18 protein-coding genes are annotated in these 22025 nt (G+C 75.1%); 10 read left to right on the forward strand and 8 right to left on the reverse strand.

What is annotated here, in order from left to right; genetic code table 11:
• Positions 1-258: 258 nt before the first annotated feature.
• Genes GOBS_RS11685 through GOBS_RS11700 form a run of 4 tightly spaced genes read right to left on the reverse strand, consistent with a single transcriptional unit; the run spans position 259 to position 3792 of the window.
• On the reverse strand, positions 259-648 hold the full coding sequence (locus GOBS_RS11685) for a universal stress protein (RefSeq protein ID WP_012948496.1): 390 nt from the start codon (positions 646-648) through the stop codon (positions 259-261).
• Complete coding sequence (locus tag GOBS_RS11690; protein WP_012948497.1) at positions 645-2159, reverse strand: tripartite tricarboxylate transporter permease; 1515 nt, start codon at positions 2157-2159, stop codon at positions 645-647. Before GOBS_RS11690 ends, GOBS_RS11685 begins: the two co-directional genes overlap by 4 nt.
• Positions 2160-2167: 8 nt before the next feature.
• Entirely contained in the window at positions 2168-2782 is a 615-nt protein-coding gene (locus GOBS_RS11695; RefSeq protein WP_012948498.1) for a tripartite tricarboxylate transporter TctB family protein, read from the reverse strand.
• Complete coding sequence (locus GOBS_RS11700) at positions 2779-3792, reverse strand: tripartite tricarboxylate transporter substrate binding protein (protein WP_012948499.1); 1014 nt, start codon at positions 3790-3792, stop codon at positions 2779-2781. The genes GOBS_RS11695 and GOBS_RS11700 overlap by 4 nt, the downstream gene beginning before the upstream one ends.
• Before the next feature lie 141 nt (positions 3793-3933).
• Here GOBS_RS11700 and GOBS_RS11705 point away from each other — a divergent pair, with 141 nt between their 5' ends.
• The 7 genes from GOBS_RS11705 (at position 3934) to GOBS_RS11735 (ending at position 11794) form a co-directional block, all read left to right on the forward strand.
• A complete protein-coding gene (locus GOBS_RS11705) occupies positions 3934-4827 on the forward strand; it encodes a LysR substrate-binding domain-containing protein (protein WP_012948500.1) in 894 nt (297 codons plus the stop codon).
• A gap of 135 nt (positions 4828-4962) precedes the next feature.
• Complete coding sequence (gene kdgD, locus GOBS_RS11710; protein ID WP_012948501.1) at positions 4963-5877, forward strand: 5-dehydro-4-deoxyglucarate dehydratase; 915 nt, start codon at positions 4963-4965, stop codon at positions 5875-5877.
• 32 nt (positions 5878-5909) lie between these two features.
• Complete coding sequence (locus tag GOBS_RS11715; protein ID WP_012948502.1) at positions 5910-7244, forward strand: enolase C-terminal domain-like protein; 1335 nt, start codon at positions 5910-5912, stop codon at positions 7242-7244.
• A 48-nt stretch (positions 7245-7292) separates the two neighbouring features.
• On the forward strand, positions 7293-8465 hold the full coding sequence (locus GOBS_RS11720) for an L-talarate/galactarate dehydratase (protein ID WP_012948503.1): 1173 nt from the start codon (positions 7293-7295) through the stop codon (positions 8463-8465).
• A gap of 28 nt (positions 8466-8493) precedes the next feature.
• A complete protein-coding gene (locus GOBS_RS11725) occupies positions 8494-10008 on the forward strand; it encodes an aldehyde dehydrogenase (NADP(+)) (RefSeq protein ID WP_012948504.1) in 1515 nt (504 codons plus the stop codon).
• Positions 10005-10871 carry an ATP-grasp domain-containing protein gene (locus GOBS_RS11730; protein ID WP_012948505.1) on the forward strand — a complete coding sequence of 289 codons (867 nt, stop codon included), beginning with the start codon at positions 10005-10007 and terminating at the stop codon, positions 10869-10871. Before GOBS_RS11725 ends, GOBS_RS11730 begins: the two co-directional genes overlap by 4 nt.
• Positions 10868-11794 carry an AEC family transporter gene (locus GOBS_RS11735; protein ID WP_012948506.1) on the forward strand — a complete coding sequence of 309 codons (927 nt, stop codon included), beginning with the start codon at positions 10868-10870 and terminating at the stop codon, positions 11792-11794. The genes GOBS_RS11730 and GOBS_RS11735 overlap by 4 nt, the downstream gene beginning before the upstream one ends.
• A 162-nt stretch (positions 11795-11956) precedes the next feature.
• Here GOBS_RS11735 and GOBS_RS11740 read toward each other — a convergent pair whose 3' ends face one another.
• Positions 11957-13342, reverse strand: a complete 1386-nt coding sequence (locus GOBS_RS11740) for an FAD-binding oxidoreductase (RefSeq protein ID WP_012948507.1) — start codon at positions 13340-13342, stop codon at positions 11957-11959.
• A 160-nt stretch (positions 13343-13502) separates the two neighbouring features.
• Positions 13503-14147, reverse strand: coding sequence for a maleylpyruvate isomerase family mycothiol-dependent enzyme (locus GOBS_RS11745; RefSeq protein WP_012948508.1), 645 nt, complete (start codon positions 14145-14147; stop codon positions 13503-13505).
• Positions 14148-14305: 158 nt separating this feature from the next.
• Here GOBS_RS11745 and mqo point away from each other — a divergent pair, with 158 nt between their 5' ends.
• Together mqo and GOBS_RS11755 are read left to right on the forward strand one after the other, a co-directional pair.
• Positions 14306-15775 carry a malate dehydrogenase (quinone) gene (gene mqo / locus GOBS_RS11750; RefSeq protein ID WP_012948509.1) on the forward strand — a complete coding sequence of 490 codons (1470 nt, stop codon included), beginning with the start codon at positions 14306-14308 and terminating at the stop codon, positions 15773-15775.
• The gene (locus GOBS_RS11755; RefSeq protein ID WP_012948510.1) at positions 15772-17178 is read left to right on the forward strand and encodes an FAD-binding oxidoreductase; all 1407 of its coding nucleotides are present in this window, start codon (positions 15772-15774) and stop codon (positions 17176-17178) included. The genes mqo and GOBS_RS11755 overlap by 4 nt, the downstream gene beginning before the upstream one ends.
• Positions 17179-17537: 359 nt before the next feature.
• Here GOBS_RS11755 and GOBS_RS11760 read toward each other — a convergent pair whose 3' ends face one another.
• Both GOBS_RS11760 and GOBS_RS11765 read right to left on the reverse strand, forming a co-directional pair.
• Entirely contained in the window at positions 17538-17879 is a 342-nt protein-coding gene (locus GOBS_RS11760) for a hypothetical protein (protein WP_012948511.1), read from the reverse strand.
• A gap of 245 nt (positions 17880-18124) precedes the next feature.
• Positions 18125-18457: a WhiB family transcriptional regulator gene (locus GOBS_RS11765; RefSeq protein WP_012948512.1), complete on the reverse strand. Its 333-nt coding sequence runs from the start codon at positions 18455-18457 to the stop codon at positions 18125-18127.
• Positions 18458-18947: 490 nt separating this feature from the next.
• Here GOBS_RS11765 and GOBS_RS11770 point away from each other — a divergent pair, with 490 nt between their 5' ends.
• Positions 18948-22025 carry an AfsR/SARP family transcriptional regulator gene (locus GOBS_RS11770; protein ID WP_012948513.1) on the forward strand — a complete coding sequence of 1026 codons (3078 nt, stop codon included), beginning with the start codon at positions 18948-18950 and terminating at the stop codon, positions 22023-22025.

Raw genomic sequence — 22025 nt, forward strand, 5'->3', positions numbered from 1 at the left:
GTCCGCTACCGGACGGGTGCGGTCCGGCACCGCCGATCCTCCCGCGCCCAGGGTGCCCGGCACCACGGTCCGGTGCGCGCCGCGTCGCCCGGCCGCCGGTGGGGGCGGAGCGCCCGGCTGCGGCGTATGTGACGACCTTGCACATCCCCTCGACGTGCGCTGTGCGGAGGACGCCGCCCGTCCTCCGCACAGCACTACCGCCCCGGACCGGCCCGCCGGCGCCGAAGGGTCAGACGCCGGGAGCCGCGTGCGGGAGCCTCAGGGCTTGACGGCGAGCACGGGGCGGTCGGCGTCGAGCAGGATCCGCTGGGCCGTGCTGCCCATGAGCAGCTTGCCGACCGGCGAGCGCCGGCGCAGGCCGATCACGATCACCGAGGCCTCGATCGCGGCGGCGACGCGCACGACCTCGTCGGCCAGGTCGCCGGTGTGCGCGTCCTGGCGCACCTCGAGGTCGACCCCGGCAGCCCGGGCCCGGGCGGCGAGGTCGCGGACGCCGTCCTCGTCCGCGAGCGCCGCGCTCACCGGTGCCCCCTCGCGCGGGGTGTTGAGGAGGACCAGCCGCGCGTTGCGCCGGCCGGCCTCCTCGACGGCCGCGGTGAAGGCGGCGTCCCCCTCGGGGGTGGGGACGTAGGCGACGAGGACGGTCACACGAGCTCCTTGGTGTCACGACGGGCGTCGGCCCGTCGGCGGGGGAGGGCGGCCCGGATCAGCGGGAGCAGCGCCACGAGGAGGAACAGGACGAGCAGTGTCCCGGAGATGGGCCGGCTGAAGAAGCCGGTCGGGTCGCCGCCGAACAGCAGCAGCGAGCGGCGCAGCGACTCCTCGAGCAGCGCGCCCAGGACGAAGGCGAGCACCAGCGGGCCTGGGTCGAAGCCGAGCTTCTTCATCAGGTAGCCGAGTGCACCGAAGGCGATCACGAGCACGATGTCGAAGACGTCGTTGTTGACCGTGTAGACCCCGACCAGCGTGATGAGCACGGTGATCGGCGCGAGGATCGTCGCCCGCACCCGCAGGATCTTCACGAACAGACCGACCAGCGGGATGCTCATGATCAGCAGCAGGATGTTGCCGACGTACATGGAGTTGACGACGCCCCAGAACAGCTCGGGCTCCTGGTCGACCAGCTGCGGGCCGGGACGCACGCCCTGGATGAGCAGCGCGCCGTAGATGACGGCCATCGTGGCGTTGGCGGGGATGCCCAGGGTGAGCAGCGGGATGAAGGACGACGTGGCGGCCGCGTTGTTGGCCGACTCCGGTGCGGCGACGCCCTCGACGGCACCCCGGCCGAAGCGCTCGGGCGTCTTCGACCGGCGCTTCTCCAGCGCGTAGGAGGCCAGGGAGGCCAGGGTGGCGCCGCCGCCGGGCAGGATGCCGAGGAAGAAGCCGAGGACCGAGCCGCGCCCGATGGCGCCCGAGGACTCCCGCAGGTCCTTCTTGGACGGCCACACGTTGGCCACCGTCGCCGGCGCGTGCACCGCGCGGTGCCGCTCCTCCAGGTTGTAGAGGATCTCGCCCAGGCCGAACAGGCCCATCGCGATCGGCACGAAGTCCAGGCCGTCGGCGAGCGAGAGGCTGTCGAAGGTGAACCGCTCGGCGCCGGTGAACGTGTCGCGGCCGACGGTGGCCAGCAGCAGGCCGACGCAGGCGGCGATCACGGCCTTGAGCCGGTCCCCGCTGCTGACGGTGGCGACCAGCAGGATGCCGAGCAGTGCCAGGGCCGTGTACTCCGGCGGGCCGAAGTCCAGGGCGAAGCCGGCCACCAGTGGGGCGACGAAGGAGAGCGCGACGATCGAGACGGTGCCGCCGATGAACGAGCCGACCGCGGCGATGCCCAGCGCGGTCCCGGCCCGGCCGTTGCGGGCCAGGGCGTGGCCGTCGAAGACGGTGACGACCGAGGAGGCCTCGCCGGGGAGCCGCAGCAGGACCGAGGTGATCGTGCCGCCGTACTGGGCGCCGTAGAAGATGCCGGCCAGCATGATGATCGCGGTCACCGGCTCGATGCCGATGGTGATCGGCAGCAGGATGGCGATGGTCGCCGCCGGCCCCAGGCCGGGCAGCACGCCGACCAGCATGCCGACGACCACGCCGATCAGGCAGTAGAGCAGGTTGGTCGGCTCGAGCACGACGCCGAAGCCGTCGAGCACCGGGGCGAGGTCCACGGCGTCTCCTAGAACAGGTGCGGGATGGGGACCGAGAGGGCGGCCACGAAGATGAGGTAGAAGGCGACCACCATGGCGAGGCTCGCGACGATGGACGTGCGCCAGCTCTCGCGCCCGAGGAAGCGGAGCCAGACGAAGGCGAGCAGCGCGGCGGGGATCTCGAAGCCGATGACCGAGATGACCGCGACGAAGACGACCATCGTGGCCAGACCCGCCAGCACCAGCCAGCTGGTGCGGCTGAAGCGCTCGGCGTCGGTGGTGCGCCGGGCGGTCGCGACGAGCGCCAGGCCGAGGACGAGGACCACGACGCTGACCAGGAGCGGCCAGGTGCCCGCCGCCGGGCTGCCGGCGCTGCCGACGTCGAGGGCCAGCGAGCCGGCGACCGCGGCGACCCCGAGGACGACGACGGCGGCGGCGACGACCAGGTTGCCCAGCAGCCCGGCGGCCGGCGGGCGGCCCTCGTGCTCCTCGGCCTCCACCTGGTGGATGGCCTCCTCGAGGTCGAACTCCCCGGCGGCGGGCTCCACCGGCGGCACCCCCGGGTCGGCCGGGGGGGTGGCCCCGGCGGCCGTGGAGCCGCCGGGGCGCCCCGGGACGTGCGCCCCGCCTGCGGGAGAGGTCACGAGTCCCCGCCGAGGTCGATCGAGTACTGCTCGACGACGCCGCGGTACCGCTCCAGGTTCGAGGTCCACGTCTCGCGGACCTCCTCGCCGTCGACCTCGTTCGGCGTCAGCTGGTTGTCCTCGTTGAACTGCTGGTAGGCCTCGGACCCGAACGCGGTCTGGAACGACGCCTGCAGGGTCCCGAGGACGTCCTCCGGCGTGCCCTTCGGGGCGAAGACCGCGCGGGACTGCTGGACCGGCGCGTCGTAGCCCGCCTCGACGGCGGTCGGGGTGTCGGGCAGGTAGCTGACCCGCTCCTCGGCGAAGGTCACGATCGGGGTCAGCTCGCCGGCCTCGATCTGCTCGATGGCCTCGCCCAGCTGGATGGAGCCGACGTCGACCTGGCCGCCCAGCACGGCGGTGAGGGTCGGGGAGCCGCCGTCGAAGGGGACGGCGGTGGCCTCGATGCCGGCCTGCGCGAAGAGCAGCTCCTGGGACAGCTGGCTGCCGGTGCCCACGCCCGTCGTCCCGAACGTGATCGGGCGCCCGGCGGCGGCGAGGTCCTCCACGGTCGTGAAGCCGGAGGACGGCGCGGTCACCAGCACGTAGTCGTCCTGGCTGATGCCGGTGACGATCTCGTAGTCGGCGATGTCGGGCGCCTCGCCCTCGGCGACGGCCAGCGGCGTGATGTAGGCCAGGCTGCCGTTGTAGACCATCAGGGTGTGACCGTCGGGCTCCGCGCCGGCCAGCTCCTGGGCGGCGAGCGCGCCGTTGGCGCCGGGCCGGTTCTCCACGGTGACGGGGACGCCGAGGTCGTCGGAGACCTCGTCGGCCAGCGCGCGGGCGATCAGGTCGGTGCTGCCGCCCGGGTCCTGGCCGACGAGCACGGTGATCGGGTCACCGCCCGGGAACTCCTCGCCTTCGGCGGACCCCCCACCGCCGACGTTGCCGCCACAGGCGGCCAGCGAGAGGGCGAGGGCGAAGCCGGTGCCGGCCGTCGCCCAGCGGCGCGCGCGGTTGTTCGTGGTCATGAGAGTTCTCCTCGGAGAGCAGCCGTGGCCGGGCCGCGGGCGGTGTGAGTGGCGTCACGGACGCCTGGTCGTCGGCGAGCCTAAGAAGCCTTCCTCATGCCTGTCCAAATCCATTGAGGCATCGATTGATACCTTGGCAGCATGGCATTCACGCTCGAGCAACTCCGCGGGTTCGTGGCTGTGGCCGATGAGCTGCACTTCGGCCGGGCTGCGGCGCGGCTGAAGATGACCCAACCCCCGCTGAGCCGGCAGATCCAGAAGCTCGAGCGGGTCGTCGGCGCCCAGCTGCTCGAGCGGGACAACCGCCGGGTGACCCTGACCGCCGCGGGTCAGGTCTTCCTCGTCGAGGCGCGGCGGCTGCTCGGCCTGGCCGACTCCGCACCCGAGCTCGCCCGCAGGGTCTCCTCCGGGGCCAGCGGTGTGGTGCGCATCGGCTTCACCGCCGCCTCGACCTACGGCGTCCTCGGCCGGCTGCTCAACGACCTGGCGGCCGAGCTGCCCGACGTCGACGTCGACCTCAGCGAGATGGTCACCCGCGAGCAGGTCGCCGGGCTGCTCAACGAGGAGGTCGACCTGGGCCTGGGGCGTCCGCCCTTCGACGAGGAGGCGTTCGGCAACCGGCTCCTGCATCGCGAGGCGCTGCTCGTGGCCGCCCCGGTGGGCCACCGGCTGCTGGAGCTGGGCCGGCCCGTGACGGCCGCGGACCTGGCCTCGACGCCGGTGGTCATGCACTCGCCGACCCAGGCGAAGTACTTCTACGACCTGGTCGCCCGCGTCGCGCCCGTCGCCGCCGAGAACACGGTGCACACGGTGAGCCAGGTGCTCACCATGCTCTGGCTGGTGGCGGCCGGTCGCGGGGTGGCGTTCGTCCCGGCGTCCGCCGCGCGGCTGCCGATCGAGGGCGTGGCCTTCGTCCGGCTGGAGACGTCGGTGCCCCAGCCGGTCGAGCTGCACCTGCTCTGGGCCAAGGACTCCAAGAACCCCGCGCTGTGGCGGACGCTCGCGGTGCTGGAGCGCCGGGCCGGGCGACTCTGATACCGGCCAGGCATCGAGTGATGCCAAAGTGCACTTGGACGTGCATCGTCTGACCTTCCTACGGTGGCCGCGACCACAGCCCGTGCCGCCGGAGGACCCCGGTGCGGACCCGTCGGACCCAAGGACACGATCTCCGTGACGCTGCTGCCCCCGGATGCCCTCGCTGACCGGCTCAAGTCCGGCCTGCTCTCCTTCCCGGTGACCCACTTCGACGCCGACCTGCAGTTCGACGAGGCCCGGTACCGCGAGCACCTGGCCTGGCAGGCGGGCTTCGACGTCGCCGGCCTGTTCGCGGCGGGCGGGACCGGCGAGGGCTTCTCGCTGACCCCGGAGGAGATCGACCGCGTCGTCCGCGTCGCCGTCGACGAGGTGGCCGACCGGGTGCCGGTCATCGCACCGGCCACCGGCGGGACCGCCGTCTCCGTCGCCCAGGCCCAGGCCGCCGAGGCCGCCGGCGCCTCCGGGCTGCTGCTCTTCCCGCCCTACCTCACCGAGGCCAGCCAGCGGGGGCTCGTCGAGCACATCAGCGCCGTGTGCCGCGCCACCGACCTGGGCGTCATCGTCTACAGCCGCGCGAACGCCGTGCTGATCGACACCACCGTGGCCGAGGTCGCCGAGCGCAACCCCAACCTGATCGGCCTCAAGGACGGGGTGGGTGACATCGAGCAGATGACCCGCACGTACGCCCGTGTCGGCGACCGGCTGATCTACGTCGGCGGGCTGCCCACGGCGGAGACCTTCGCCCTGCCGCTGCTGCAGCTGGGGGTGACCACGTACTCCTCGGCGCTCTACAACTTCCTGCCCGAGTTCGCGCTCCGCTTCTACGCCGCGGTGCGCGCCCAGGACCGCACCGCCGTCTACCAGATGCTCAACGACTTCGTCCTGCCGTACCTGGACATCCGGGACCGGGCCAAGGGCTACGCGGTCTCCATCGTCAAGGCCGGCCTCACCGCGGTCGGCCGCGACGGCGGCCGGGTCCGCCCGCCGCTGGCGGACCTCACCGAGGCCGAGCTCGCCGAGCTCGCCGCCCTGGTCGACAAGGTCTCCTGAACCCACCCACCGAGAGGACGGCGAGGACTCCGATGCCGACCGGCCGCACGCCCACCGTCGCCCGCGTCGAGGTGGTGCCCGTCGCCGGGCACGACAGCATGCTGCTCAACCTCAGCGGCGCGCACGGCCCCTTCTTCACCCGCAACATCGCGATCGTCACCGACAGCGAGGGCCGGACCGGCGTCGGTGAGGTCCCCGGTGGCGAGGCGATCCGCCGCACCGTCGAGGACGCCGGTGCGCTGCTCGCCGGGCAGCCGGTCGCCCAGTACGGCCGGCTGCTGCGGCAGGTGGCGGCCACCTTCGCCGACCGGGACGCCGGCGGCCGCGGCCTGCAGACCTTCGACCTGCGGACGACGATCCACGCGGTCACCGCGCTGGAGTCCGCCCTGCTCGACCTGCTCGGCCAGCACCTGGAGGTGCCGGTGGCCGAGCTGCTCGGCGAGGGCCAGCAGCGCGACAGCGTGCCGATGCTGGGCTACCTCTTCTACGTCGGCGACCGGTCGGCCACCGACCTGCCCTACCTGGCCGAGCCCGACCCGGCCGACGACTGGGAGCGGCTGCGCCGCGAGCCGGCGCTGACCCCGGAGGCCGTCGTCGCGCTCGCCGAGGCCGCGCAGGCCCGCTACGGGTTCTCCGACTTCAAGCTCAAGGGCGGGGTGCTCGCCGGGAGTGAGGAGGTCGCCGCCGTCCGGGCGCTGGCGCAGCGGTTCCCCGACGCCCGGGTCACCCTGGACCCCAACGGCGGCTGGCTGCTGGCCGAGGCGATCGAGCTCTGCCGCGACCTGCACGGGGTGCTGGCCTACGCGGAGGACCCGGTGGGCGCCGAGGGCGGCTACTCGGGCCGGGAGACCATGGCGGAGTTCCGCCGGGCGACCGGCCTGCCCACCGCGACCAACATGGTCGCCACCGACTGGCGGCAGATGGCCCACGCCGTCCGCGCGGGCGCGGTCGACATCCCGCTGGCCGACCCGCACTTCTGGACCATGCGCGGCTCGGTCCGCGTCGCCCAGCTCTGCTCGGACTTCGGCCTGACCTGGGGCTCGCACTCCAACAACCACTTCGATGTGTCGCTGGCGATGTTCACCCACGTCGGCGCCGCCGCCCCGGGGCAGATCACCGCCCTGGACACGCACTGGATCTGGCAGGACGGGCAGGCGTTGACCCGCGAGCCCCTGCAGATCCGCGACGGCGCGATCGCCGTCCCCACCGCACCGGGGCTGGGCGTCGAGCTCGACCGCGACGCCCTCGCCGCCGCGCACGAGCTGTACCTCGAGCACGGTCTCGGCGCGCGGGACGACGCCGTGGCGATGCAGTACCTCGTCCCCGGCTGGGCGTTCGACCCCAAGCGCCCCTGCCTCGTCCGTTGAGCCTCGTCCGTTGAGCCTCGTCCGCCGACCCACGTCTGGAGATCCGAGATGACGACGACCGTGCCCGCCCCGCCGCGGTCCACCGCCCCGGCGGTGCTCGACCGGATCGAGTCGGTGACCCTGTCCTCGGTCACCCTGCCGCTGCCCAACCCGATCAGCGACGCCAAGGTCTTCACCGGCCGGCAGCGCCCGATGACCGAGGTCGCCTTCCTGTTCGCCGAGGTCACCACCGAGGAGGGGCACGAGGGCGTCGGGTTCAGCTACTCCAAGCGGGCCGGCGGCCCGGCCCAGTTCGCGCACGCCCGCGAGGTCGCCCCCGACCTGATCGGCGAGGACCCCAGCGACGTCGGCCGGCTGTGGACCAAGCTCGTCTGGGCCGGCGCGTCGGTGGGCCGCAGCGGCGCCTCGACCCAGGCGATCGCCGCGATCGACGTGGCGCTGTGGGACCTCAAGGCCAAGCGGGCCGGCCTGCCGCTGGCCAAGCTGCTGGGTGCGCACCGCGACTCGGTGCGCTGCTACAACACCTCCGGCGGCTTCCTGCACGAGTCGGTCGAGCAGGTCAGGGACAACGCCACCCGGACCCTCGAACAGGGCATCGGCGGCATCAAGATCAAGGTCGGGCTGCCCGACTCGGCCGAGGACCTGCGCCGGGTCCGCGCCGTCCGTGAGCACCTCGGCGACGGCGTTCCGCTGATGGTCGACGCCAACCAGCAGTGGGACCGGCCGACGGCCATGCGGGTCAGCCGCCGGCTGGAGGAGTTCGACCTGGTGTGGATCGAGGAGCCGCTGGACGCCTACGACGCCGAGGGCCACGCCCAGCTCGCCCGCTCGCTGGACACCGCCATCGCCACCGGGGAGATGCTCACCAGCGTCGCCGAGCACGCCGAGCTGATCCGGCACGGCGCGGTGGACGTGCTCCAGCCCGACGCCCCGCGCATCGGCGGCATCACCCAGTTCCTGAAGCTGGCCACCCTCGCCGACGTCGCCAACCTGCAGCTGGCCCCGCACTTCGCGATGGAGATCCACGCCCACCTGGCGGCGGCCTACCCTCGCGAGCCGTGGGTGGAGCACTTCGACTGGCTGTACCCGCTGTTCAACGAGCGTCTGGAGACCCGCGACGGGCGCATGTACATCTCCGACCGGCCGGGCCTGGGCATCACGCTCAGCGAGCAGGCCCGCGCCTGGACGGTCGACCGCGTCACCGTCGGCGCGGTCCGCTGACTCCCCGTACCGCAGCACTGGAGGCACCGTGTCCGACATCGTGAGCACCGATCCCCGCACCGGCGAGACCGTCGAGGTGGTCGCCCAGGAGACCACCACCGAGGAGGTGGACCGGCTCTGCACGGCCGCGCTCGCCGCGGCCCCCGGCCTGGACGCCCTCGGCCGTGCCGGGCGGGCGGCGCTGCTGCGCGCCCTCGCCGACGCGCTGGAGGCCCGGCGGGACGACGTGGTCGCCGTCGCCGACCGGGAGACCGCCCTCGGCCCGACCCGGCTGAACGGCGAGCTCACCCGCACCTGCTACCAGCTGCGGCTGTTCGCCGAGGTGCTCGACGAGGGCAGCTACCTCGAGGCCGCGATCGACCACGCGGGGGACACCCCGATGGGCCCGCGCCCCGACCTGCGCCGGATGCTGGTGCCGATCGGCCCGGTGGCGGTGTTCGGGGCCAGCAACTTCCCGCTGGCGTTCTCGGTGCCCGGCGGCGACACCGCCTCGGCGCTGGCCGCCGGCTGCCCCGTCGTCGTCAAGGCGCACGGCTCGCACCCGGCGACCTCGCAGCTGGTCTTCGACGTCCTGGACGCCGCGGCCCGCAAGGCCGGCGCGCCCGACGGCACGCTGGGCATCGTGCACGGCCTGCAGGGCGGCGCCGACCTGGTCGCCCACCCGGCGATCCGCGCCGTCGGCTTCACCGGCTCGGTGAACGGCGGCCGCGCCCTGCTGGAGATCATCGAGCGACGCCCCGACCCGGTGCCCTTCTTCGGCGAGCTGTCCAGCCTCAACCCGGTGGTCGTCACGCCGCAGGCCGCCGCCGAGCGCGGGACGACGATCGGCACCGAGCTGGTCGGTTCGTTCACCCTCGGGGGCGGTCAGTTCTGCACCAAGCCCGGCCTGGCGTTCGTGCCGGCGGGGCCCGAGGGCGACGCCGTCGTCGACGCGATGGCCGAGGCGGTGCGCGGCGCCGCTGCTCCGGTGCTGCTCAACGAGGGCATCGCCGCCTCCTACGGCCGCATCTCCGACGGCCTGGCCGGGGCGCCGGGCGTCGAGGAGATCGCCCGCGGCGGGGACCCGTCCGGCCGCGGGTTCGAGGCCGTGCCCCGGCTGCTGCAGACGACGGCCGCCGGGCTGCCGGAGCAGGTGACCGAGGAGTGCTTCGGGCCGGTCTCGGTGGTCGCCCGGTACGACGGCGAGGCCGAGCTGTTCGCGGCGCTGGACCAGATGCCGTCGTCGCTGACCGCCACCGTGCTGCGCGGCGCGGGGGAGACCGAGCTGCCGCTGGCGGTCTCGCAGGAGCTGCGCACGCGCGCGGGGCGGCTGGTCTACGACGCCTACCCCACCGGCGTGGCCGTCTCGTGGGCCCAGCACCACGGCGGTCCGTGGCCGTCCACCAACTCCCAGCACACCTCGGTGGGGACGACGGCGATCCGGCGGTTCCTGCGCCCGGTGACCTGGCAGGGCGCGCCGCAGGAGGTGCTCCCGGCCGAGCTCACCGACGACTTCCGGGGCATCCCGCGGCGGATCGACGGCGTGCTGGAGCTGCCCCGGTGACTTCGCGGGTCGCCCTCGTCAGCTCGGAGCGCGGCCTGCGCGTCGACCCGGACCTCCCGCTCGCCGCCCCGGCGCTGCGGGAGGCCGGGTTCGCCGTGGACTGCGTCCGCTGGGACGACCCCGCGGTGGACTGGGCCGGCCACGACCTGGCCGTCGTCCGGTCCTGCTGGGACTACGCCTGGCGGCGGGCCGAGTTCCTGGCCTGGGCCGACGCCGTACCCCGGCTGCGCAACGACGCCGGCGTGCTGCGCTGGAACACCGACAAGACCCACCTGCGCGACGTCGCGGCCGCCGGGCTGCCCGTCGTCCCCACCGTCTGGGACCCCGCGAGCACCGCCGACCTGCCGGACGCGGAGGAGTGGGTTGTCAAGCCGTCGGTGTCCGCGGGTTCCCGGGACACCGCCCGCTGGACCGACCCCGGCGACGTCATGGCGCACGTCGCGCAGCTGACCGCGGCCGGCCGGACGGCGATGGTGCAGCCGTACCAGGCCAGCGTGGACGACGCGGGGGAGGCGGCCCTGCTGTTCCTCGGCGGGCGGTTCTCGCACGCCGCGCGCAAGCCCCCGATGCTCGGCCGCGGCGAGGGCGTGCGCCAGGACCGCAACGGTCGCCGGGGCGTGCGGCCGGCTCCCGCGACGCCGGAGCAGCGGGAGCTGGCGCAGGCGGTGGTCGACGCCGTCCCCTCCTTGCTGCGCGGTGCCGCGCCGCTGCTGTACGCGCGGATCGACCTGGTCGCCGACGCCGCCGGCCGGCCGGTGGTGCTCGAGGTCGAGCTCACCGAGCCGAACCTGTTCCTCCCGCAGGCCCCGCCGGAGGCGCTGTCCCGGCTGGTCCGCGCGGTCGGGGACGCGATCGCCGCGTGAACGGGGTGGTGGGGGGCTTCGCCGCCCTCACCGCGGTCATCGCCGTCGGCTGGCTGGTCGCCCGCACCGGCACCGTCGGACAGGACGCCGCGGCCGTGCTGTCCCGGCTGTCCTACGTCGTGGCGACGCCGGCGCTGCTGCTGCTCACCCTCGCCGACGCCGACCCCGGGGTGCTGCTCTCGCCCGCCCTGGTCGCCACGGCGGGCAGCGCGGTGCTGGCCGCGCTGCTGTTCGCCGGGCTGGCGCGGTGGCGCTGGGGGCTGCGACCGGCCGAGCTGACCGCCGGCGGACTGGCCTCCTCCTACGTCAACGCCGGCAACCTCGGCGTCCCGATCTCGGTCCACGTGCTGGACGACGCCTCCTTCGTCGCCCCCGTCCTGCTGTTCCAGGTGCTGGTGATGGCGCCGGTGGGCCTGGCCGTGCTGGCAGGCTCGCGCACCCCGGCCGGGGCCCGGCCGCGCTGGCAGGTGGTGCTGCAGCCGCTGGCGACGCCGGTCGTCGTTGGCTGCGGCCTCGGCGTGCTGGTGGCCGCGACCGGTGTGCAGCTGCCGGCGCTGGTCCTGGCGCCGGTGGAGCTCACCGCCGGGCTGGCGGTGCCCGCCGCGCTGCTGGCCTACGGGATGAGCCTGCACGGCGCGCCGCGGCCGGCGTCGGGGGAGGAGGCCGGTCAGGTGTGGCTGGGGGTGGCGCTCAAGACGCTCGGGCAGCCCGCGCTGGCCTACGCCCTCGGCCGCTGGGTGGCCGGACTCGACGAGGTGGCGCTGCTGGCGGTCACGGTGACCTCCGCGCTGCCGACGGCGCAGAACGTCTTCGTGTACGCCGCCACCTACGACCGGGGCACGCTGCTCGTGCGGGACGTCGTCCTGCTGAGCACCGTCCTGTCGGTCCCGGTGCTCGTCGGCATCGCGCTGCTGCTCGGCTGATGGCCGGCTCCCCCTCACGGCGGGAGTGTGGTGCACGCACCGTCGGTTCCGCGTGGAGCCCTCCACACCCGGTCGGTGGTCCGGGTGCCGACCGCACCGGGCAGTCCGACCTGGTGTCCGATGAGGCGCCGGCGCTGAACGGCGTGCTCGGCGACTGGTGGATCAAGGCACGAAGGCGGTGTCCGGACGGGCGGGTGCGATGTTGTGGTTGAGCCGGAAGAGGTTGGTGGGGTCGTAGACCCGCTTCAGTTCGGCCAACCGCGGGAGGTTGGCGCCGTAGGCGGCGCGAACCCGGTCCGGGCCCTCGCTGCCGAGGTTGTTGACGTACACGGCGTCCTGCAGATGTGGTCGCAGGGACTCGAAGAGGTCGCGTGTCCAGGCGACGTTGCGCTCGGTGTCCTGCGGATCAGCCCACTGGGAGAGGAGCTGCAGGTCGTACTGGTCGGCCCGGTGCGGGAATGCGGTCGCCGTGGCCGGTATTCGCCCGGCCGCGCCGTGCATGTGCTGGGCGCCGATCCCGCTGAGCGCCGAGGGCATCTGCGGCAGGTGCTCGAGCAGCACCTCCACCGCACCGACGGTCAGGCGGGGCAGGAAACCGGCCTTCCAGTAGTGGCGGCGACCGCGCGGGAAACCGGCGTCCCCGGCGCTCTGCAGGTCGACGTAGGGCATCACGCCGATGGAGTCGGCCAGCGGCGGGCCCATCGCGCGCAGCGGCCGCAGTGTCCGCTCGCCGTCGTCGACCGGGCCGCACCAGCAGACGGTCACGGACAGCACCGGGCGCCCACCGTCGAGCCCGAAGGAGACGGCTGCGGACAGCTCATCGGGTGCCGCCGCCATGAACTCGTCGAAGTGGCGCAGCACCCGCCCGGCCGTGTCGGCCGGAAACGTCAGGCTGCCCGCGAGGACCGGGCCGACCGGGTGCAGGCGGTAGGTGAACCGGGTGACGACACCGAAGTTGCCGCCTCCGCCGCGGATCGCCCAGAACAGGTCGGGGTGCTCCTCGGCATCGACCCGCACGAGGGCGCCGTCGGCGGTCACGACGTCTGCGGCGACGACGTTGTCGCAGGCCAGTCCGTACCGGCCGTTGAGCCAGCCCAACCCGCCGCCGAGGGTCAGGCCGGCGATACCGGTCATCGACACGGCGCCCGAGGGGGTGGCCAGGCCGTGCTGCTGGGTTCCGCGGTCCAGCTCGCCGAGGGTCAGACCCGAGCCGGCGAGGGCGAGGCGACAGCCCGGATCGACGTGCAAGGTCTTCATGCCGGACAGATCCAGCACGAGTCCACCGTCGCAGACCGCATTGCCGGCGACGCTGTGGCCGCCGCCGCGGACCGAAAGGGGCAGACCGTGGTCGCGGGCGAAGTCGATGCCGTGGGCGACATCGGAGGCGTCCCGGCAGCGGGCGATCGCGGCCGGCTTCCGGTCGATCAGTGCGTTGAACACGGCGCGCACGTCGTCGTAGTCCACATCGCCCGGGCGGACCAGCCGTCCCCTCAGCCTCGCCGCCAGGCCGTCGAGGACCCCGGCGGTCAGTGCGACGTGGGTGGCCATCACCTGGTCCTTCCGCCGAACCACGCGACGCACCGAGTCTCGTCCTCGGCGGCACTGTTGGCCAGGGAGTCCCGACGGGGAGTTGCCCCTTCCTCCGAGGACGGCTGCGGTCAGGCCGGGCCGCTGCCCACCACACGGCTGCCGTCAGGGGACCGCCGGCTCAGGTCGCGGCGGACCGCAGCCGCGCACGTGCCTCGGGGACGCCCTCGCCGGTGAGGTCGTCGAGGGCCGCCGGCCGGCCGGCGAGCGTGGTCAGCAGGGCGGTGGCCGGACCGGAGACCGGGAGGCCCGTCCCGTACCGCCAGGTGGTGTCGGTGGCGGTGAAGGCCAGCCCGTCGAGGAGGCCGGGGGCGAGGGACCGGCGGCCGGTCAGCTGGTCGAGTGCGATCCGGGCGTCGTCCGGATCGGTCGGCGAGGGCACGCCGAGCGGCCGGTAGACGTCCTGGGCGTGGATCACGAGGTGGCTCAGCGGAGCCTCCGGCGGCGCACCAGGCCCGGCCTGGAAGGTGCGGTGCTCGGTGTCGCGCAGGGCCGCGACGACCTCCGCCGGCGAGCGCCGATCGGTCCGGGCCCAGCGGTCCGCCGTCCGGTCGAAGGAGAACCGGGAGCGCGCCAGCAGGGCCAGGAACCGGGGCATGGACAGCTCGTAGGGCATAAGCAGGTGGACGGCGAGGTCCCGTACCGACCAGCCCGCGCACAGGCTCGGCGTCCGCCACCCGGCGTCGTCCAGCCCCTCGAGCACCGAGAACAGCCGTGCCCGCTCCCGTTCCACCCGCACGTCCACGTCGTCCCTGGTTCCCGTCACCCGGATGCCTCTCTCGCCGGTCCGCTCGCTGCGGACGCCGTCTCCTGCCGTCGGAGCAGTGACACCCGGCACCCGGCGAACTCATCGGTGGCCCCATGCCTCCCGGGCATCGCGCGATGCCGCAGCGGTCTTGGACAGGCATCGGCGCCGTTCCTAGCGTGAGCGCCGTGCCGGTCGAGCAGTGGGACGCCGTCCTCGTGGGCGGCGGGGTGATGAGCGCGACGCTGGGCGTGCTGCTGGCCGAGGCGCGACCGGACTGGCGGATCGCCGTCGTCGAGCGGCTCGACGAGGCCGGGCTGGAGAGCTCCAGCGCCTGGAACAACGCCGGCACCGGGCACGCCGGGCTGTGCGAGTTCAACTACACGCCGCGGCGGCCCGACGGCACGGTCGACCCGGCCGGCGCGGTGCGCATCGGCGAGCAGTTCGCCGCCTCCCTGGCCCTCTGGGCACGGCTGGTCGAGCGGGGCGAGCTGGGCCCGCCTGAGGCGTTCGTCCGGTCGGTCCCGCACCTGGGCCTCGGCCGCGGCGCGGACGGCGTGGCCTACCTGCGGGCCCGGTACGAGGCGCTGCGCGACTCCCCGCTCTTCGCCGACCTGGAGTACAGCGACGACCCCGATGTCCTCGTCTCCTGGCTGCCGCTCGTCTTCGACGGACGCACCGGCGACGAGCCGATCGCGGCCACCCGGGCGGCGCAGGGCACCGACGTCGACTTCGGCGTCCTCACCCGGCAGCTGCTGGAGGTCCTGATCCGGCGGGGCGGGCAGGTGCGGCTGCGCACCGAGGTCACGTCGCTGCGGCGGCGGGCCGGGGGTTGGGAGCTGGCGGTGCGCGACCGGGCGACGGGGGAGCGCCGGCAGCTGCGGGCGCCGTGGGTCTTCGTCGGTGCGGGCGGCGGGACGCTGCCGCTGCTGCAGTCGGCGCGGATGCCGGAGGTCCGGCGCTACGGCGCCTTCCCCATCAGCGGCCGGTTCCTGCGCACCGACCGCCCCGAGCTGGTGGCCGCGCACCGCGGCAAGGTCTACGGCCACGCCGAGCCCGGCGCCCCGGCGATCTCCGTCCCGCACCTGGACCTGCGGGTCGTCGACGGGCGCGAGTCGCTGCTGTTCGGCCCGTTCGCCGCGTTCTCCCCGCGGTTCCTCACCCGGGGCCGGCGGGGCGACCTGCTCCGCTCGGTCCGGCCGGGGAACCTGCCCGTGCTGCTCGCCTCCGCGCGCGACAACCGGTCCCTGGTCGCGTACCTGGTCCGCCAGGTCACCGCGTCGCCGTCGTCCCGGATGGCGGCGCTGCGCCGGTTCGTCCCGACGGCCCGGGAGGAGGACTGGCGGCTGGTGAGCGCCGGTCAGCGGGTGCAGGTGCTCAAGGAGACCGACGGCCGGGGCACGCTGGTCGGCTTCGGCACGGAGGTCGTCACCTCGGCGGGCGGGTCGCTGGCCGCCCTGCTCGGCGCCTCACCCGGTGCCTCGACCGCCGTGGCGACGGCGCTCGACGTGCTCGCGGCCTGCTTCCCTGCGGAGGCCCCGCACCTGGAGGCGCTCGCACCCCGGCCGACGGCGGAGGAGCTGGCGCGGGCCCGCAGGGTGCTGGGCCTCCCCCCGGTGCACGCCGTCCGGCCCGAGGTCGCCCCGTGACCGCCGACCTCACCGCGCGGCTGCGGGACGTCGTCGGGCCGGCCGGGGTGGTCGAGGACCCTGCCGGGTTCCTCACCGACTGGCGGGGCGCTTACTCCGGCACGGCGGCGGCCGTCGTCCGTCCCGGCAGCACCGAGGAGGTCGCGGCCGTTGTCGCGCTGTGCCGGGACCTCGGCGTCGCCGTCGTCCCGCAGGGCGGCAACACCGGGCTGTGCGGCGGCGCGGTGCCCGACGCCTCCGGCCGGCAGGTGGTGCTCTCGCTGACCCGCATGCGGCGGATCCGGGACCTCGACGTGGCGAACTCGACGATCACCGTGGAGGCCGGGGTGGTGCTGCAGACGGTGCAGGAGGCCGCCGCGGCCGCGGGCCGGCTGTTCCCGCTGTCCCTGGGCGCCGAGGGCAGCTGCACGATCGGCGGCAACCTGGCCACCAACGCCGGCGGCACCGGCGTGCTCCGCTACGGCACGATGCGCGACCTCACCCTCGGCCTGGAGGTCGTGCTGCCCGACGGGCGGGTGTGGCACGGGCTGCGCGGCCTGCGCAAGGACAACACCGGCTACGACCTCAAGCAGCTGTTCGTCGGCGCCGAGGGGACGCTCGGCGTGATCACCGCCGCCGTGCTCGAACTGTTCCCGGCCGTCCGCAGCACGGCGACGGCGTGGGTGGCGCTGCCGGACCCGCAGGCGGCGGTGGACCTCGTCGGCGTGGTCCGCGGGTCGGCCGGCGACCGGCTGACCGCCTTCGAGCTCATGTCCCGGCAGAGCGTGGACTTCGTGCTGCGGCACGGAGCGGGGGTGCGCGACCCGATCGCCGACGTCCACCCCTGGTACGCGCTGGTCGAGCTGAGCGACACGCTGCCCGACGCCGGCCTCGAGGCGGTGGTCGAGGCGGCGCTGGGGGAGTCGGTCGAGCGGGGCGTGGTCACCGACGCCGTGGTCGCCTCCGGGTCGGCGCAGGTGGCCGCGCTGTGGGCGCTGCGCGAGGGGATCTCCGAGGCTCAGAACTCCGAGGGCCCGAGCCTCAAGCACGACGTCACCGTGCCGATCAGCGCCATCCCGGCGTTCGTGGCCGCCACCGACCGGGCGCTGGCCGGGGCGCTGCCCGGCGTCCGGGTCGTGGCCTACGGGCACGTCGGCGACGGCAACCTGCACTACAACCTGAGCGGGCCGCAGCCGAGGGACGACGGGGCCTTCCGCGCGCGGGCCGGCGAGCTGAGCCGGATCGTGCACGACTCGGCGGCCGCCTTCGACGGCAGCATCAGTGCCGAGCACGGGCTGGGGCAGGCCAAGCGCGACGTGATCGCCGACTACAAGAGCCCGCTGGAGCTGGAGCTGATGCGCGGGGTCAAGCAGCTGCTCGACCCGGCCGGGCTGATGAACCCCGGCAAGGTGCTGCCCGGTTGACCGGGCGGGGCCGGCGGTGCTCCCGTGCGGGCCGGGGGCACCGGCCGGTCACCAGCGGAGGGGGTCGACGAGCCGGGACTGCGCCGTGCGGCAGGCCCGGCAGTTGCCCCACGAGACGATGGCCAGCGGCGTCGTCGGCGCACCGCACTCCGGGCAGTCGACGACCTCGCCCGACCGGCCGCGGGCCTCGGTGATCTCGCGGGACCGTTGTTCGTGGATCGTCTCGTCGCCCCGGCAGGGGCATCCGAGATGGGCTTCGGCGCAGCGTCCACGGTGGGTGGCGATGGGGCCTCCTCGTCTCCGGGCCGACGCTACCGCCGGCGTGTCGCGCCTCGGGCCGCCGCCGCGCCAGGCGCCGGTCAGCGGTTGCGGCGGCTGACCCGCAGGACCATGCCGTCGGCGCCTGCGAGGACGACCAGCGAGCCGCGGCGGAAGCGGGTCCGCGCCGGGGTGTCGGGGTGCGGCGAGACGTCGTCGGGCGCGTCGAGGCAGCGCTGGATGTCGGCGTCGGCGATCCCCATGCCGGTCGCGGCCTCGCGGGCTCCGCGGGTCATCCGCAGGACCGGGGCCTGACGATCCCGCAGCGGGGGTCCGGCCGGGCGGGTCGGGGCGGTGGAGGAGGACCAGACGTCCGTGGCGCTGTCGTCGTGGTCGTACCCCGTGGGCGGGGGAGCGAGGAAGGTCAGAGCGGGTGCGCTCATGCAGGGTCCAGACTGGAACGGGCGGGGACCGGAGGTCGCTCCGCGGTGGTGGGCGCCGGTCGGCGCCGGGAGCCCGGGCGCGGAACGCGCTGGTCACCGGGCGGTGGTCGACGGTGCGGGCACCGAGCGGGCTCGCGATTTCCACGCTACGCGTCCGGCGGGGCCGCCGCTCCGGGCGGGACCCGCCGCGGCACCGCGCCGGCTCGCGCCCGGCAGGTCCACCACGGGTCGGGACCAGCGAGCGGTCAGGCGCTGAGGTCGGTGCGCTGGCGCAGCCGGATCCGGCGACGCTCGCGCTCGGAGAGGCCGCCCCAGATGCCGAAGCGCTCGTCGTTGGCCAGCGCGAACTCCAGGCACTCGGCCCGCACGGTGCACCCGCCGCACACCCGCTTGGCGTCGCGGGTCGAGCCGCCCTTCTCCGGGAAGAACGCCTCGGGGTCGGTCTCCGCGCACAGCGCGTCGAGCCGCCACGACGCGTCCCCGACGGGGGCCAGGTCGGTCCACGGCGAGGCCTCGCGCGCAGGGGCCGGGGCGTCGTCGGTGAGCAGGGTCAGGTGCGGGCGGGAGAACGCGGTCACGGGGGGCTCCTCGGGGAAGGTGGAATCGTGCGGATGGGTGACGGACCGGTACGGCCTCGTTGCTTTACGTGACGTTACGGAACGGTCGGCCCGGCTCGCACTGGCAGAACGTGGACGAAAGCGGCGCCAGGTTCTGTCGCGATCTGTGGTTCCCCCGTCATCCGGCGCGTCGTGGTGCCGGGGACCGAGCGTCAGGTCACCGGCGCGGTGCGTGACCGGCTCGCCCGTCCACGGCCGCCGCCACCCAGTGGATTGACACCGGCCGGGGGACCTCACAGCATTCCGGTCCCGAGGCACCTCACTCCCGCGTACCACGTCCGTCAGGTGCCCGAGGGGGTGCTCCAGTGGCCGTCGCGCCGGACGTCCGGACCAGGTTGCTCGACGGGTCCTCGCTGCACCTCGGGAGCCCGGCGTCCTCCCGTCCCCCCGAGTTCCCGCCGCACGGCGTCCGGGTCGACGTGCACCGGCTCGGCGTCCGGACAGCCCGCGCATGAGCCGGGCGCTCCGGTACGCACCACCGCTCGCCGACCGCGGGCTCATCGTCCGGCCCCGGCTGCTGCACCGGCTGCACTCCCGGTTCGAGCGGCGCCTGACCGCCGTCGTGGCGCCGGCCGGGTTCGGCAAGACGACGCTGCTGGCCCAGGCGGTCCAGGAGAACACGCTGTCCCCGCTGGGGGAGGACCGCTGGCTGACCTGCCAGCGGGACGACACGTCGCTGTCGTTCCTGGCCGCGGGCGCGTTCGCCGCCGTGGGCCTCACCGCGCCGGTCCCGCAGGACCCGCGGGAGGCCGCGGTCACCGTCGCCGAGGCCATCTGGAGCGCCGCGCCGCGGCACCTCGCGCTGATCCTCGACGACGTCCACCTGGTGCGACCGGGCTCGCCCGGCGGCCACTTCGTGGCCGAGCTGGTCGAGGAGCTGCCGCGCAACGGTCACGTCGTCCTGGCGTCCCGCCCGCCGCTGCCGCTGCGCGCCTCGCGGCTGCTCGCCAGCGGCGAGGCGGTCGTCCTCGGCGAGACCGAGCTCCACTTCGCGCGCGAGGAGATGGCGGCGTTCGCGGCGTCCCGGCAGGTGCCGCCAGACCTGCTGCGGGACGTCGGCGGCTGGCCGGCACTGGCCGAGCTGACCGCCACCGCCGGCCCGGACGCCGTCAGCGGCTACGTGTGGGAGGAGCTGCTCAGCCGGCTGTCGCCGGAGCGCCGGCGGGCGCTCAGCGTGCTGGTCGCCGTCGGTGGCGCCGACGACGAGCTGGCCGCGGCCCTGCTCGGGCCGGACGTGCGGCTGGAGGAGCTGCTGGAGGGCCTGCCGCTGGTGGTCCGCGGTCCCTCGGGCTGGTGGTCGCTGCACGGGCTGTGGTCGGCGATCCTGGCGCACCGCCTGGACCCCGGGCAGCTGGCGCAGGCCCGCCGCACCGCCGGCCTGGTCCTGGCCCGTCGCGGGCGCTACCACGACGCCATGGAGCTGCTGGCCGACGCCGGGGCGTGGGACGACGTCCGCCGTCTCGTCGTCGAGGTGTGCGAGGTCGGCACGCCGCTGGTCCCGCCGGACGTGCTCGAGGTGTGGCTGCACCGGCTGCCCCCGGACGTGCAGGAGGGGCCCGAGGGGCTGCTGCTGGCCGCGAACGTCGCCGAGCCGACCAGCCTGGCCAGCGCCGAGGCGTTGCTGGAGCGCGCCTTCGCGCTGGCTCCCGACGTGGCACCGGTGCGCTTCGCCTGCCTCAACGCCCTGGTCGAGGTCGGGCTGCGCCGGTCCGACCGCCGGGAGATGGAGCTGCACATCGAGCGGCTGACCGGGCTGGCGGCCCGCGGCCACGAGCGCGCCGCCGGGTGGATCGCGCTGTTCCGGGGTCTGCTGGCACGCACGCCCGCGGAGGTGCGCGCGCAGCTGGCCACGCCGGCGCTGGTGGCGGGGACCGGGCTCAGCCCGGTGCAGCAGTGGCTGCGCGCCCACCTGATGCTACTCAAGCTGGGCGACGCCGAGGGCGCCGAGCGCGTCGTCCGCCGGGCCCTCGCCTCGGCCGGCCCCAACATGGCGGTGCTCTTCCGGAGCCAGCTGGTCGAGTCGCTGCGGATGCGCGGGCGGCTCGACGAGGCCGAGGCGCTGCTGCCCGACCTGCTCGCCGGGATCGACCCCGCCAAGGTCCTGACCTCCCCGGAGACCGTCACCTGCGCCGTCGTCCTGCTCGGTCTCCTCGGCCGCGACGACCAGGCCGGGGAGCTGCTGGGGGCGCACCGGCAGGCCGTCGCCGATTCGTCGGTCGCCTGGGCGCCGGTCGCCGGGGCCGTGGCGGAGGCGGCCCACCGGGTGTCGCTCGGTCAGGAGGCCGCGGCCGCCGAGGCCCTGCGCGCGGTGCTGCGGCTGGACGTGGCCCGCAGCCGGGCGGTGCGTCAGGTGTCCGCCGCGGCGCTGCCGCTGCAGTACGTCCTGCTCCCCGAGGTGCGGCCGCGGTGGGACGCCGCGGCCCCGCCGGGGTGCTTCCGGCCGGCGCTGCAGCTGGCCCGGGCGTTGGTCGCGATCCGGGAGGAGGGGTCGTTGGAGCAGGTGGCCGGGCTGCCGGCCGAGGCCCGCGCGGTCATGCGTGCCGTCCTGCCGGTGCCGTGGACGGCGGAGCTCGCTCTCGGCATGGTCGCCTCGGGCCTCCAGGAGGGGCACGCCCTGGTCGAGGAGCTCGGGCCGCGCGCCCGGCCCACCCTGCGGGCGCTCAGCAGCGGAGGCCCCGCGCCGGTCGCCGCCACCGCCCGCCGGCTGCTGCGTGAGCTGCCGGCCGCGCCGCCCGCCCGGCTGGAGCTGCGGGTCCTGGGGCCGATGCAGCTGCGCCGGAACGGGGTCGTCGTGGTCGCCCGCGAGCTGCGCCGCGAGCGGGTGCGCCAGCTGCTCGGGTACCTGCTCGCCCACGACGGTCCCTCCCGGGCGGCGGTCACGGCCGACCTGTGGCCCGACCTCGACGAGGCGGCCGCGGCTCGCAACCTGCGGGTCACCCTCGCCTACCTGCAGGACCTGCTCGAACCCGACCGCGGCGAGTCCGACGCGCCGTACTTCGTCCGCAGCGGGGGGCCGGTCCTGCACCTCCTCGTCGGTGAGGCGCTGCAGGTGGACGCCGTGGACTTCGAGCGTTCCCTCGACGAGGCGGCGCGGCTCGAGCGCCAGGGTGCGCCGTCGGCCGCCCTGGCCGCCTACGAGCAAGCGCTGCGGCTCTGGGACACCGACTACCTGCCCGACGTGAGCGGCGGCGACTGGCTGGAGTGGGAGCGCGACCGGATGCGGGGGCGGTTCGTGGCGGCCGCCGTCCGGGCCGGGGAACTCCTGCTGGCCCGGGGGGACGCCGGCGCCGCCCGGACGCTGGGCGAACGGGCGCTGCGGGTCGACGCCTGGTCCGAGGAGGCCCACCAGCTGCTGGTCGCCGCGCTGCTGGAGGCCGGGGACGCAGCCGACGCCCGCCGGGCGCTGCGGCGCTGCCTGCAGGCGCTCGACGACCTCGGCGTCCCGGCGCAGCCGCGCACCCTCGCCCTGGCCCGGCGTCTCGAGGTGCACGCCCCCGCGCGGCGGGACCGGCCGCGGGCTCGCGGCTGA

This window comes from Geodermatophilus obscurus DSM 43160, from assembly GCF_000025345.1.
In the GTDB taxonomy this organism is placed as follows: domain Bacteria; phylum Actinomycetota; class Actinomycetes; order Mycobacteriales; family Geodermatophilaceae; genus Geodermatophilus; species Geodermatophilus obscurus.